This window comes from Acidobacteriota bacterium (genome assembly GCA_016716715.1).
In the GTDB taxonomy this organism is placed as follows: domain Bacteria; phylum Acidobacteriota; class Thermoanaerobaculia; order UBA5066; family UBA5066; genus Fen-183.
Genome location: JADJVE010000006.1, coordinates 164,005 through 177,366, shown reverse-complemented (window position 1 = coordinate 177,366; position 13,362 = coordinate 164,005). Strand labels below are relative to the sequence as shown.

General features: G+C 71.1%; 13 protein-coding genes. 10 read left to right on the top strand and 3 right to left on the bottom strand.

Features of this window, described 5'->3' with window-relative positions:
• Positions 1-3 precede the first annotated feature (3 nt).
• Positions 4-1,728: a hypothetical protein gene (locus tag IPL89_11365; protein MBK9063777.1), complete on the bottom strand. Its 1,725-nt coding sequence runs from the start codon at positions 1,726-1,728 to the stop codon at positions 4-6.
• Entirely contained in the window at positions 1,725-2,663 is a 939-nt protein-coding gene (locus tag IPL89_11360; protein ID MBK9063776.1) for a lysophospholipid acyltransferase family protein, read from the bottom strand. Before IPL89_11360 ends, IPL89_11365 begins: the two co-directional genes overlap by 4 nt.
• A gap of 105 nt (positions 2,664-2,768) precedes the next feature.
• Here IPL89_11360 and IPL89_11355 point away from each other — a divergent pair, with 105 nt between their 5' ends.
• The 5 genes from IPL89_11355 (at position 2,769) to IPL89_11335 (ending at position 6,658) form a co-directional block, all read left to right on the top strand.
• Entirely contained in the window at positions 2,769-3,824 is a 1,056-nt protein-coding gene (locus IPL89_11355; protein MBK9063775.1) for a class I fructose-bisphosphate aldolase, read from the top strand.
• On the top strand, positions 3,824-4,846 hold the full coding sequence (locus IPL89_11350) for an NAD-dependent epimerase/dehydratase family protein (protein MBK9063774.1): 1,023 nt from the start codon (positions 3,824-3,826) through the stop codon (positions 4,844-4,846). Before IPL89_11355 ends, IPL89_11350 begins: the two co-directional genes overlap by 1 nt.
• A gap of 110 nt (positions 4,847-4,956) precedes the next feature.
• Complete coding sequence (locus IPL89_11345; GenBank protein MBK9063773.1) at positions 4,957-5,340, top strand: cupin domain-containing protein; 384 nt, start codon at positions 4,957-4,959, stop codon at positions 5,338-5,340.
• A 32-nt stretch (positions 5,341-5,372) separates the two neighbouring features.
• Positions 5,373-5,951, top strand: coding sequence for a TetR family transcriptional regulator C-terminal domain-containing protein (locus IPL89_11340; GenBank protein MBK9063772.1), 579 nt, complete (start codon positions 5,373-5,375; stop codon positions 5,949-5,951).
• Positions 5,948-6,658: a DNA alkylation repair protein gene (locus tag IPL89_11335; GenBank protein MBK9063771.1), complete on the top strand. Its 711-nt coding sequence runs from the start codon at positions 5,948-5,950 to the stop codon at positions 6,656-6,658. Before IPL89_11340 ends, IPL89_11335 begins: the two co-directional genes overlap by 4 nt.
• Here IPL89_11335 and IPL89_11330 read toward each other — a convergent pair.
• A complete protein-coding gene (locus IPL89_11330) occupies positions 6,655-7,515 on the bottom strand; it encodes an NAD(P)-dependent oxidoreductase (GenBank protein MBK9063770.1) in 861 nt (286 codons plus the stop codon). The two genes, IPL89_11335 and IPL89_11330, sit on opposite strands and share 4 nt — an antisense overlap.
• A 23-nt stretch (positions 7,516-7,538) precedes the next feature.
• Between IPL89_11330 and IPL89_11325 the strand changes: the two genes are divergently transcribed.
• From IPL89_11325 to IPL89_11305, 5 genes are all read left to right on the top strand, one after another.
• The gene (locus tag IPL89_11325; protein ID MBK9063769.1) at positions 7,539-8,942 is read left to right on the top strand and encodes an FAD-binding protein; all 1,404 of its coding nucleotides are present in this window, start codon (positions 7,539-7,541) and stop codon (positions 8,940-8,942) included.
• An 80-nt stretch (positions 8,943-9,022) separates the two neighbouring features.
• Positions 9,023-10,168, top strand: a complete 1,146-nt coding sequence (locus tag IPL89_11320) for an MFS transporter (GenBank protein MBK9063768.1) — start codon at positions 9,023-9,025, stop codon at positions 10,166-10,168.
• Positions 10,169-10,206: 38 nt separating this feature from the next.
• A complete protein-coding gene (gatB, locus tag IPL89_11315; GenBank protein MBK9063767.1) occupies positions 10,207-11,670 on the top strand; it encodes an Asp-tRNA(Asn)/Glu-tRNA(Gln) amidotransferase subunit GatB in 1,464 nt (487 codons plus the stop codon).
• Positions 11,667-12,377 carry a cell division ATP-binding protein FtsE gene (gene ftsE, locus IPL89_11310; protein MBK9063766.1) on the top strand — a complete coding sequence of 237 codons (711 nt, stop codon included), beginning with the start codon at positions 11,667-11,669 and terminating at the stop codon, positions 12,375-12,377. The genes gatB and ftsE overlap by 4 nt, the downstream gene beginning before the upstream one ends.
• A complete protein-coding gene (locus IPL89_11305; GenBank protein ID MBK9063765.1) occupies positions 12,374-13,279 on the top strand; it encodes a hypothetical protein in 906 nt (301 codons plus the stop codon). Before ftsE ends, IPL89_11305 begins: the two co-directional genes overlap by 4 nt.
• The last annotated feature ends 83 nt before the right edge of the window (positions 13,280-13,362 follow it).

Below are 13,362 nucleotides of genomic sequence, written 5' to 3'. Positions count from 1 at the left end.
CTCTTATCTCTTCGCTCGCTCCGCGATGAGCTCGTCGGGCGTCGGGATGGTGGGGATGCCGTCCTTCGGAAGCGCACCGCCGCGTGCCGCGGCGTCGCGCCATGCGAGGACCGCCGCGCGAACGGGGGCCGGGCCTGGGTCGCGCGCGAGAGCCTCGTCGAGCAGCGTCTGCGCGCGCGCGCGGTTTCCGCGGCGGAGCTCGAGCTCGCCGAGCTTCGCGGTCGCTTCCGAGAAATCAGGGCACAGCGCGTGGGCGCGCCCGGCCGCTGCTGCGGCGGCCTCGAGCCAGCCCGCACCGGCCTTCCGCTCGAGCGTGCGCACCTCGGCGAGTGCCGCCCGGGCCTCGCGGTACCTGCCGAAACCGCCCGAGCCGAGCCACGGGTCGGCGGGGATCGCGGCGCCGGGAGCGGGTGGGCCGTCCCCGGCCGCGAGGACGGCCTCGAGGTCGACGGGCACGTACGCCCCGAGCGTGTGCGGAAAGGCCGCCACCCACGCGCGGCGGTGCGTGAGGTCGAGGACGACGGAGTGCGCCGCGATGGACGCGTCGATCGCGTTGCGGTTGCCGTGCCCGAGGTCCGCGCCGTCGGCGCCCGTCCGGTCGCGCAGGATCGCGACGGCGCGCGGCACGTCGAGCGTGGCGCCCTCCTGCGAGAGGAGGACGTCCAGCCGCGCGCGCCTCTTCCGCGACGTCGACTCCGGCGGAAGCGCGCGGGCGCGCGCCTTCACGGCGGCGTCCTCGGCTTCGTTCGTCGCGCCGAGCCAGGCGCCCGTGGTCTCACGCAATGCGAAGGCGGACGGGCTCTTCTCGACGATCGCGATCCGGCCCGACTTCGCGTCCGCGACGAGGATGAGGTCCGAGACGAAGACCTTCCCGCGGCGGAGGCGCTCCACCGCCCCGTCGAACGTCGACTCGTTCCGGAGGACGTCCGCGAGGAGAAGGGTGACGGGCTCGCCCGAGCCCGCGGACTCGCCGCCGGCGATCGCCTGCAGCGCGACCCCGATTCCTTCCCGGTTGAAACCCGTGACGACGCCGAGCATTCCGGAGAAGCCCACGGAGAGGTAGGGGATCTTCCCGTCGGGACGGAGGACGGAGACGAGTTTCTGCCGGTCGAAGACGTCGCCGCCCTCGAAGTCGAAGTTCCGCGCGAGAAGCACGCCGTCCGGCGTCTTCGCGAGGAAACCCGTGCACGCGGCCGCGAGCGCGGGTGCGTCCACGAATCGCTGTGAGACGTCGTGCAGCGCGTGCAGGTCCAGCATCCGGCGCCACGCATTCCAGCCCGAGGCGGGCGGCACGGGCTCGTAGCCGTCCGCGAGGCCGGCGATCGAGACGAGAAGGTCCGGCGGGATCTCGTCCGGCAGCGACCGCAGCCGGAACGCGGAGAGCTGCCGGATGAAAGAGCGCTTGAGGCCGCCGGGGATGAGCGCCGCGAACAGCGTGTCGAGGTGCGTCTCCTGCGAGCGGATCCACGGGCGCGTCAGGCGGCCGAACGCGAGACCGAGGTCGTAAGGCGCTCCCGTGAATCGCCCGACGAGGATGCCGTTCTCCGAGCCGGGCGGCACGACGGGCCCGACCCACGAAGAACCCAGGCGGCGGACTTCGCCCTGCGTCTCGACTTTCGGGTCCGGCGCGGCGGCGGCCGGCGCGCCCGCCGGCCGGGAGGGAGCGCACGCGCCGAGGAGAAGGGCGGCGCCGAGTGCCGCGAGCGTCCCGCCCGCGGCGGGTCTCACTCCTCGCTCTCCCAGAACCGCGCGAAGCGGTACCACTGCGTCGGGTAGGCGCGGATCGTCGCCTCCATCCGCGCGACGAACTCTGCGAGTCCCGCCAGGACCGCCTCGCCGGCCGCGGCGCCGCGCGCGTGGGGAACCCGGATGGCTTCCTCGACGATCGTCCGGTAGCGGCCGTCCTCTTCCTGCAGGACGAAGACGGGGAAGATCGGCGCCCCCGAAGCCTGCGCGATCCGGAACGGTCCGATCGGAAAAGAAGCGGTCTTCCCGAAGAACGGCATCGTCCGGCCCGTGCCCGAGACGTCACGGTCTCCCTGCATGGCGACGCACATGTTCCGTTCGAGGGCGCGGAAGACGGGCAGGAAGCCGAAGGGCGTCTTGTCCACCGCGATGCCTTGCACGCCGAGCATCTTCCGCGCGTCACTGCGGTGCTTCTCGATGACGGGGGACGGGTCGGGCACGTAGACGACCGCGACCTCGAGACCGAGCTGCGCGAGGAAGAGGCCGCCGAGCTCGAAGTTGCCGACGTGCGCCGTCAGGAGGATCGAGCCCCTGCCCTCCTTCTGAGCCTCGATGAGGCGTTGGTCTCCGAAGCGGGACGCGAGGAGGGACTTCGGGTCGATGTCGCTCCGCCCCGAGTAGCGCAGGAGGTCGATCCACAGCCGCGAGTGCCGCGACACCATTTCGCGCCCGGCGCGCTCGACCTCCCGCGAGTTTCGCGGCAAGCCGAGGACGGCGGACGTGTTGTCGAGGATCGCCTCCCGCACGCTCTCGCGCTCCCAGATCGCGCGCTCGGCCGTCGCCTCGGCGAGGCGGGCGACGGCGGCGCTCGGCAGCGTCCGCGCCATCCACCGGAAGAAAGGGAACCAGAGCCCGAACGTCGTGTGGACGAAGCTCGAGACGATCGTCTGCGGCGGGGCGGAGGCGGGCTCGGGCACGCCGCGAGGATGCCACGGCGGCCCGTTCGCGGCGGCGCCGATACGCCGTCTCGACCTCGCCGTTCGGCTAGGATGGGGTTCCACCATCCTCGGCAGGAGGCCCTGATGCTCGAGACCATCCGCAAGCAGCTCGGCGAACGCGCCTCGCTCCTCGACTACGAAGCCAAGGGCGTACCCGCTTCGATGCTGCACCTCCCCGGGCCCGACTACGTGGACCGGGTCTTCGTCCCCTCCGACCGCCCCGCCGGCGTCCTCAGGAGCCTCTCCTGGATGTTCGACAAGGGCCGCCTCGCGGGCACCGGGTACCTCTCGATCCTGCCCGTCGACCAGGGGATCGAGCACTCGGGCGCTTCCTCCTTCGCGCCCGCACCGGAGTACTTCGACCCCGAGAACATCGTGCGGCTCGCCTTCGAGGGCGGTTGCAACGCGGTCGCCTCGACGCTCGGCGTCCTCGGCTCGGTCGCGCGCACGTGGGCGCACCGGATCCCGTTCATCGTCAAGATCAACCACAACGAGCTCCTGACGCTCCCGACCTCCTACGACCAGACGATCTTCGGGACCGTCAAACAGGCGTTCGACATGGGCGCCGCCGGCATCGGGGCGACGATCTACTTCGGGTCGGACAACTCGCGCCGGCAGATCACGGAGATCTCGCACGCCTTCCAGCAGGCGCACGACTACGGGATGTTCACGGTCCTGTGGTGCTACCTCCGGAACCCGGAGTTCAAGACGAAGGAGAAGGACTTCCACGTCTCGGCGGACCTCTCTTCGCAGGCGAACCACCTCGGCGTGACGATCGAGGCGGACATCATCAAGCAGAAACAGCCCGAGAACGACGGCGGCTTCCCGGCGCTCCCGTTCGGGAACAAGCCGAACGCCGAGGCGTACGCGAAGCTCGTCCCGGCGCACCCGATCGAGTGGACGCGCTGGCAGGTCGTGAATTGCTACATGGGCCGGGCGGGCCTCATCAACTCCGGCGGCGCGGCGGGCGGCAAGGACGACCTCGGGCAGGCCGTCGCGACCGCGGTCATCAACAAGCGCGCGGGCGGCATGGGTCTCATCTCCGGGCGCAAGGCGTTCCAGAAGCCGATGAAGGAGGGCGTCGCCCTCCTGAACGCGATCCAGGACGTCTACCTCGAGACCCGGGTCGCCGTGGCCTGATGAGAACACCCGTCGTTTTGATCACCGGCGCGAGCGGCGAGATGGGCCACGGCCTCATCACCCGCCTCGCGGCCGAGGGCACCCGCCCGATCCTCACGCTGGACCTCAAGACCCTCGACCCGTCGCTCGGACGCCTCGTCGCGCGGGAGTTCACGGGCTCCGTCCTCGACCGGAGCGTCCTCGAGCGCATTCTCTCCGAGTACGAGATCGACATGATCTTCCACCTCGCGGCGCTGCTCTCGACGCGCGGCGAGTTCACGCCCGTGACGGCGCACCAGGTGAACGTCGAAGGGATGATCAACATGCTGGAGTTCGCCCAGAGCGAGCGCCAGTCGCACGGCCGGCCCGTCACGTTCCTCTACCCGTCCTCCATCGCGGCATACGGCCTCCCCGACCTCGCGACGAAGCAGATGGCGGGCAAGGTGAAGGAGGGCGAGCACAACACGCCGACGACGATGTACGGCTGCAACAAGCTCTACGCCGAGCACCTGGGCCGCTACTACGCCCGGCACTACAAGCAGCTCTCGTCCGAGAACCAGGGCGGGCGCGTGGACTTCCGCTGCCTGCGTTTCCCGGGCCTCATCTCGGCCGTGACGGTCCCGTCGGGCGGGACGTCCGACTACGCGCCCGAGATGATCCACGCGGCCGCGGAAGGGAAGCCGTACGCGTGCTTCGTCCGCGAGGACACGCGGATCCCGTTCATGGCGATGCCCGACGGCGTCGACGCGCTGCTCAAGCTCGCCGCCGCGCCGGGCGGGACCCTCTCGCGGCAGGTTTACAACGTCGGCGCGTTCGCGCCGTCAGCCGGGGAGATCCGCGACCTCGTCGTGAAGTCGTTCCCGGCCGCGCAGGTCACGTTCGAGCCCGACGACAAGCGGCAAGGCATCGTGGACTCGTGGCCGGCGGACGTCGACGACAGCGCCGCGCGTTCCGACTGGGGATTTGCGCCGAAGTACGGCCTCGAGTCGGCGTTCTCCGGGTACCTCATCCCGACGATCCGCGAGCGCTACCGCCGGGCTTGAAGCCCGGCGGAGAGCCGGCGTCCCATTGACAGCGCCCGTGAAGGGTGTAGGCTTCGAGAATTAGACCGATCGGTCTAGTTCGAGAACCCACCAACAGAGGAGGTACGGTCATGAGGGTCGCGAAGGACAACGTGGATGTGAAGATGCAGATTCCGGGCGCCGTGATCCGTCAGCGAACGGACTTCGGCGATGCGAGCGGATTCGACAAGATCAGCGGCGAGTACTTCACGCTCGCGGCGGGCGTCGACACGACGCCTCTCTTCCAGGGGCTGGAAGGCAACCTCTGTCAGTGTCCGCACTGGGGCTTCGTCGTGCGCGGCCAGCTCACGACGACCGACGCCAGGGGCGCGCAGGAGACGGTGAAGACGAACGATCTCTTCTACTGGCCGCCCGGCCACAACGTCAAGGTGGACGCCGACGCGGAAATCGTCATGTTCAGTCCGCAACGCGAGCACAGCCAGGTCATCGCCCACATGATCGCGAAAGTGAAGTAGAAGGTCGTTTCGGAGAAGATGGCCCGACTCCGATGACGCATCCGACCAAGCAGCGCCTCCTCGACGCCGGATTGAAGATGCTCCTGGAGCATGGGTACAACGATCTGGGCATCCAGGCGCTGCTTGCCGCCACGGGCACTCCGAAGGGCTCCTTCTACCATCACTTCCGGGACAAGGAGGACTTCGCGCTCCAGGTCATCGACCAGTACATGCAGGGCGTGCACGGGGCCCTCGACGCCTGTCTCTCAGACGAGGGCCGCCCCCCTCTAGGGCGCGTTCGCCGCTTCTTCGAGCTGACGCAGGAGCACTACCGGAAAGAGGGTTACATGGGCTGCCTCCTGGGCGGACTCGGGCAGGAACTGTCCGGCGTGAGCGACACCTTCAGGCGCAAGATCGAGGGGTGCTTCTCCGAGATAGCCGGGCGCCTCGCGGTTTGCCTGGAAGAGGCCCGGAGAAGGGGCGACATCCAGTCCGGCTCGGATACGCGGCGCATGGCGAGCGTCCTCGTCGATTGCTGGGAGGGCGCAGCACTTCGTAGCAGGCTGCGGGGGAATGCGGCACCGCTGAACGCGATGCTCGACTTCTACTTTCAGTCCGCTGCCGTCCGATGAAGACCCGCGCGACGGCATCGGCCGGCCCGGATCTCCTCGCGGTCCTCCGCCGGGAGCTGGCCCGGGCCGGCTCGCCGGAGCGAGCCGCAGGCGCACGGGCGTACATGAAGTCCGAGATGCCGTTTCACGGCGTCGGCGCGGTCCCGCTCCGGGCGATCTGCAGGGCGGTCTTCGCCGCGCACCCGGTGACGGGCGCGGCCGCGTGGCGGAGGGACGTTCTCGCGCTCTGGCGCGGCGCGAAGTTCCGAGAGGAGCGCTACGCCGCGATCGGTCTGACGGGCGACCGGCGGGCTCGGCCGTTCCAGACGATGGACGCGCTCCCGATGTACGAGGAGATGATCGTGACGGGCGCGTGGTGGGATTTCGTGGACACTCTCGCGTCGAAGCGCCTCGGGGACATCCTCCGGAACGAGCCCGCGCCGATGCGCAAGGCGATGCGCGCGTGGAGCCGGGGCGAAGACATGTGGAAAAGACGCAGCGCGATCCTCTGCCAGAACTCGTTCAAGAGCGAGACGGACCTCGATCTTCTCTTCAAGCTGATCGAACCGTCGATCGGGTCGAAGGAGTTCTTCCTGAGGAAGGCGATCGGCTGGGCGCTCCGGTCGTACGCGTGGACGGACGAGCGTCCCATCGTGAGGTACGTCGAGAAGAACCGGGCGCGCCTTTCGGGCCTCTCGGTCCGCGAAGCGCTGAAGAACGTCTGCTAGCTCTTGAGGAACTTGAGGACGTGCGAGAAGTCCTTCTCGCCTAGGCCCGCCTTTCGCGCGCGCTCGTAGTCGGCACGCGCGGCCTCGACGACGGGCGCTGCCGCCGGGCCGCCGCCCGCCTCAACCATGAGGCGCAGGTCCTTTTCCATGAGGGCGAGCTGGAACGCCGGCGGCTCGCCGCCCGCCGCGAGGTGGTCCAGCTTCGCCTTGATGTACGGCGAGACGGACGGGATCGAGAGGAGCCACTCCGTCGTCTCCTTCTCGGGCAGGCCGAGGCGCCTGGCGAGGCCGAGCGCCTCGCCGAACGCTGCGAGCGTGACGCCGAAGAGGAGGTTGTTGACGAGCTTCATCGCCGAACCCTGTCCGACGGCTCCGAAGTGCAGGACGCCCTTCGCGACGGCCTCGAGAACCGGAATCGCCTTCTCGAGGTCCGCCGGATCTCCGCCCGCGAGGATCTTGAGGGTCCCGTCCGTCGCGGGCTTCACGCTGCCCGCGACGGGGACGTCGCAGAAACGCGCTCCCTTCTCGCGGGCGAGCGCTTCGAAGGAACGCGATGCCGCGGGTGTCACCGTCGAGAAGTCCAGCCAGAGCGCTCCGGGCGCGAGGCCCGCGAGGAGCCCGTCGGGGCCGGAGGCCACGGCCTCGACGGCCGCGGGGTCGGACAGCATCGTGCAGACGATCTCCGCCGCCGCGGCCGCCGCGCGCGGCGTCTGCGCGACGGAGGCTCCGAGCGCCGCGAAAGGCGCCGTGCGGGCGGGGTTGCGGTTCCAGACGGTCGTGGGAAGGCCGGCGGCGAGGATCCGCCGGGCCATGGGGGCGCCCATGGCGCCGAGCCCGAGAAAGGCGACGCGCGTCATGGGCGCCATCTTAAGATCGCCGCGTGGCGCGGCGCGAAATCTCTCCCGAGGAAGCGCGCGCCCTCGCGGCGATCGTCGGAGAGACGCACCTCCTCGCGGCTGCGGACGACCTCGCACCGTACGCGAAGGACTGGACGCGCGACCTCGTCGCCGTCCCGGCCGCCGTCGCGCGGCCGCGCACGACGGCGGAGGTGTCGCGCCTCCTCGCGTTCTGCAACGAGCGGGCGATCCCCGTCACGCCGCAGGGCGGCCGCACGGGGATGTCGGGCGGCGCGCTTGCGGTCTTCGGCGGGCTCGGCCTCGCCCTCGACCGGATGACGTCCATTCTCGAGATCGACACGGACAACTTCGTCGCCGTCGCCGAGCCGGGCGTCGTGACGCAGACGCTCCAGGAAGCCGTCGAGGAGAAGGGCCTGTACTACCCGCCCGACCCGGCCTCGCGCGGCTCGTGCACGATCGGCGGCAACGTCGCCGAGAACGCGGGCGGGCCGCACGCCGCGAAGTACGGCGTCACGGGACGCTGGGTGATGGGCCTCGAGGCGGTCTTCGCGGACGGCTCGGTCGCCGAGACAGGCGGCAAGACGCGCAAGGATGTCGCGGGCTACGACCTCACGTCGCTCCTCGTGGGAAGCGAAGGGACGCTCGCCGTCGTCACGAAGGCGTGGCTGCGCCTCATCGCGAAGCCCGCGGCCGGGGCCACGGTCCTCGCGCCGTTCGCGTCGCTGGAGTCCGCCGTCAAGGCCGTGTTCGAGATCCACCGCCGCGGCCTCGTGCCGTCGGCCTGCGAAGTCGTCGACAGGCCTGCGGTGGAGGTCGCGTCGAAGAAGAAGGGCGTTCCCGTGCCGTTTCCCGAGGCGGAGGCGCGGCTCCTTCTCGATTTCGACGGCGCGGCGGAGGAGGACGTCGAGCGCGAGATCACGGCGGCGGGAGAGGTTCTCCTCGAGTGCGGAGCGCTCGACGTCGCGCTCGCGGCCGACGAGCCGCGCCGCCGCGCGCTCTGGGACGTCCGCCGCGGCATCGCGGAGGCGATCCACGAGCTCGGGGTTTCGTTCGAGCTGGACCTCGCGGTCCCGCGCTCGGAGCTCGTCGCGCTCGTGACGGGCGTGAGGAAACGGGCCGCCGAGGCGCACCTCCGGGCCTTCGCCTACGGACACGCCGCGGACGGCAACCTCCACGTGCGCCTCCTCAACGAGGGGAGCGCCGCGTTCGACGAGGCGGCGGTCGAAGCGGTCATGGCGGCGGTGTACGAGGAGACCGTGGCGCTCGGCGGGACGATCACGGGCGAGCACGGCGTGGGCCTGACGCTCCGGAAATTCCTCCCGCTGCGCCGCCCGCCCGCGTTTCTCGCCGCGATGCGGGCCGTGAAGGCGGCGCTCGATCCCAAGGGAATCCTGAACCCCGGCAAGCTCGTCCCGGACGCGGGATGAGCGCGGCGCCTGCGCCCGCGGCCGATCCGCCGGGCCGGTGGCGCGTTCTCGTCCTTCTCTCCGTCGCCGAGTTCCTCGGCATGTCGCTCTGGTTCTCGGCGTCCGCGGTCTCGCCGCTCCTGAAGGCCGAGTGGGGGCTGTCGGATTCCACGGCGACCTGGCTCACGCTCGCCGTCCAGCTCGGCTTCGTCGCGGGGACGCTCGCGAGCGCGATCCTGAACCTGCCGGACGTCTGGGCGCCCCGCCATCTCGTCGTCGGTGCGAGCCTTCTCGGAGCCGCCGCGAACGCGGGCCTCGCGCTCTTCGCGCACGGGCCGGCGTCCGCGCTCGTCCTGCGTTTCCTGACGGGCTTCTGGCTCGCGGGCGTCTACCCGCCCGGGATGAAGATCCTCGCGACGTGGTTCAAGGCGCGCCGCGGGCTCGCGCTCGGCGTCCTCATCGGCGCGCTGACGCTCGGCAAGGGCGTCCCGTATCTCGCGAACGCGGTCTTCGGCGCCGCGTGGCGGGCGACGCTCCTCGCGACGTCCGGGGGCGCGGTCCTCGGCGCCCTGCTCGTATTTCTCTTCGTCACGGAGGGCCCGTTCGCGCCCGCGCCCGCGCGTTTCGACCCCGCCCAGGTCACGAAGGTCTTCGCGAACCGCGGCGTCCGCCTCGCGAGCTTCGGCTACTTCGGCCACATGTGGGAGCTCTACGCGATGTGGACGTGGATCCCCGTCATGCTTCGCGCGAGTTTCACGCTCAGCGGCCTGCCGCGCGCCGCCGCGGAGGCGGCATCGTTCCTCGTGATCGGCAGCGGCGCGGCCGGCTGCGTCGCCGCGGGCCTCGCGGCCGACCGGAAGGGGCGGACGCTCGTGACGTCCGTCGCGATGGCCGTCAGCGGAGCCTGCTGCGTCGCGATCGGCTTCTGTTACGGCGGGCCTCCGCTCCTCCTCCTCGCGGTCGCGGCCGTGTGGGGCTTCTCCGTCGTCGCGGACTCCGCGCAGTTCTCGGCGGCCGTGACGGAGCTGGGCGATCCCTCCTACATGGGGACGGCCCTCACGCTCCAGACGTCGATCGGGTTCTTCCTGACGGCGATCTCGATCGACCTCGTGCCGACGTTCCTGCCCGCGCTCTCCTGGAAGTGGGTCTTCGTCCTCCTCGCGCCCGGGCCGGCGCTCGGCGTTCTCGCGATGCTGCGCCTCCGGGGGTTGCCCGAGGCCCTGAAGATCGCGCAGGGCCGGCGCTGACGCCGTCCGAACCCACGCTCCTCCGCTACACTCGCGGGATGCCGACGTCCCCGTTCGAGCCGGTGATCGGGCTCGAGGTGCACGCGCAGCTCAAGACGAAGAGCAAGACGTTCTGCGCGTGCCCCGTGACCTTCGGCGCTCCGCCGAACACCGCGGTGTGCCCGGTCTGCCTCGGCTACCCCGGCACGCTGCCGGTCCCGAACCGCGAGATGGTCACGCTCGCGCTGCGCGTCGCGCTCGCGGCCGGGTGCGCGGTTCAGGCACGGTCCGTCTTCGAACGGAAGAACTACTTCTATCCCGACCTCCCGAAGGGCTACCAGATCTCGCAGTACGAGCGGCCGCTCGCGACCGGGGGCCGCGTCGCCGTCGAGACGGACGCCGGCCGCCGGGAGATCCGGCTGAACCGGATCCACCTCGAGGAGGACGCGGGCAAGTCCATGCACGAGGTCCCGTGGGACGACGTGGCGTCGTCCGCCTCGCTCGTCGACCTGAACCGGGCCGGCACGCCGCTCATCGAGATCGTGACGGAGCCCGAGATCGCCTCGCCGGAGGAGGCCTTCGACTATCTCCTGCGGCTGCGCCGCCTCGTGCGCTGGGTGGACGCCTCGGACGGGAACATGGAGGAGGGCTCGCTGCGCTGCGACGCGAACGTCTCGCTCCGGCCCCGCGGCGCGAGCGCGCTGGGCGTGAAGGTCGAGATCAAGAACCTCAACTCGATCGCGCACGTGAAGAAGGCTCTCGAGCACGAGATCGCGCGGCAGGCGGCGGTCCTCTCCGCGGGCGGCACGGTCGTGCAGGAGACGCGCCTCTTCGAGCCGGCGACGGGCGCGACGAAGACGATGCGGACGAAGGAAGAGGCGATGGACTACCGCTACTTCCCGGACCCCGACCTCGGCGCCCTCGAGGTGGACGCGGTGTGGGTCGACGCGGTGCGCGCCTCGCTGCCGGAGATGCCGGAGCCGCGCGCGGAGCGGTTTGCGGCGCAGTACGCGCTGCCGGACGCGGACGCGGAGCTCCTGTGCTCGTCGCGGCCCTTCGCGGACTGGTACGAGGCGGCCGTCGCCGCGCACCCGTCGAACCCGAAGGCGGTCGCGAACTGGCTCCTGTCGGACCTCCTCGGCCGGATGTCCGACGCGGACCGGCAGGCCGGGCGCGTGCCCGTTTCGCCGGGTCACCTCGCGGCCCTCGTCGCGCTCATCGACGCCGGGACGATCTCCGGAAAGATCGCGAAGGAGATCCTGCCGGAGGTCATCGAAACCGGGAAGGCGCCGGGCGACGTCGTGAAGGAGAAGGGCCTCGTCCAGATCGCGGACGAGGGCGCGCTCGGAGAGGCCGTCGCGACGGTGATCGCCGCGCACCCGGAGCAGGTCGCCGCCTACCGCGGCGGAAAGGCCGCGACGTTCGGGTGGTTCGTCGGGCAGGTCATGAAGGCGACGGGCGGCAAGGCCGCCCCGGCGGTCGTGAACCGTTTGCTGAAGGAAATGCTCGGGCCCCCCGCGTGATCGAGTTCTACCGGGTCGCCAAGGAATACCAGGGCCGCCGCGTCCTCAAGGACGTCACGTTCCAGGCCAAGAAGGGCGAGTTCCTGTTCCTGACGGGGCCTTCCGGCGCGGGCAAGACCACGCTCCTCCGGATGATCTTCCGCGCCGAAGCGCCCACCGAGGGACAGATCATCGTGAACGGAATGAACGTGAGCGGGATGCCGCCGTCGCGTGTCCCGTCGCTCCGCCGCTCGATGGGCGTCGTCTTCCAGGACTACAAGCTCCTGCCGCGCCGGACGGTCCTCGAGAACGTCACGTACGTGCAGAAGTTCCTCGGCGTGCCCGCGGCGGAACGCCGGCGCCGCGCGTACCAGACGCTGCGCCTCGTCGAGCTGCATCACCGCATGTCGGCCCTCCCCGAGGAGCTGTCCGGAGGCGAGCAGCAGCGCGTCGCGCTCGCGCGCGCGCTCGTGAACGACCCCGTGCTCCTCGTGGCCGACGAGCCGACGGGCAACCTCGACCACCGCCTCGCGCAAGAGGTCATGAAGCTCCTCGTCGAGATCAGCCTGCGCGGGACGACGGTGCTCGTCGCGACGCACGACCAGGACCTCATCCGGGAGACGGGGCGCCGCTGCCTGACGCTGGACGGCGGGGGCGTCGTCGAGGGGCTCGTGGAGGGGGCGCTTCCCCCGCAGGCGGCCCACCGCCGCGAGGAGTCGCCCCGGTGAAGGGCGCGGCGTCGCTCGGCGCGCTATGGAGCGAGACGGCCGAGAGTCTCGTGAGGGCGCGCCGCATGACGTCACTCTCGGTCGCGCTCATCGCGATCTCGATCGGCCTCGTCGGCGCGTTCTTCCTCGTCGCGGAGAACCTCCGGGGCGTGGTCGAAACGGTGCGGGACGAGTCGGCGGTGACGGTGTTCCTGAGGCCCGGCGTGACGGATGCGGACCGGGCGGACCTCGAACGCGTCGCGCGGGACTCGCGCCTCGTCGCGAAGACGAAGCGCGTGACGCCCGAGCAGGCGCGCGCGCGCTTCTCGGACTGGTGGCGCTCCCTCGCGCCCGCCGCTCGCGCGCTCCCGACGAACCCGTTCCCCGAGTCGCTCGAGCTGGAGCTCGAGCCGTCCGCCGTCGCGTCCGAGGCGATCCCGGGCTTCCTGAAGAACCTCGCCGCGCACCGCGCGGTCGAGGAGGTCCAGTTCGACGTGGACTGGATCCGCCGGCTGCGCGGCGCCGTGCAGCTCGCGAAGATCGCGGGCTTCGTCCTCGCGGCGCTCCTGACGCTGGGCGCCGCGTTCACGATCGCGAACGTCGTGCGGCTCACGATCCTCCTTCACCGCGACGAGATCGAGATCCTGCGCCTCGTCGGCGCGCCCGAGCTCCTGATCCGCGGCCCGTTCGTCCTCGGCGGCCTCGCGCAGGGCCTCCTCGGCGCGGCGCTCGCGGTCGGGGGGCTTTGGCTCGTGTACCGCGGGGTCATCGCGTGGGTCGCCGCGACGAAGAACGCGTTTCTCGGAGTCTTCGCCGTGCGGTTCCTGCCCGGGTCGACGTCGCTGCTCCTGCTCGCGTTCGGCGTCGCCGCCGGCGTCGCCGGCGGCCTCCTCGCGGTGCGGCGGAAGAACCTGGCCGGCTAGCCCCCCCCCCCCCCCCCCCCCCCCCCCCCCCCCCCCCCCCCCCCCCCCCCCCCCCCCCCCCCCCCCCCCCCCCCCCCCCCCCC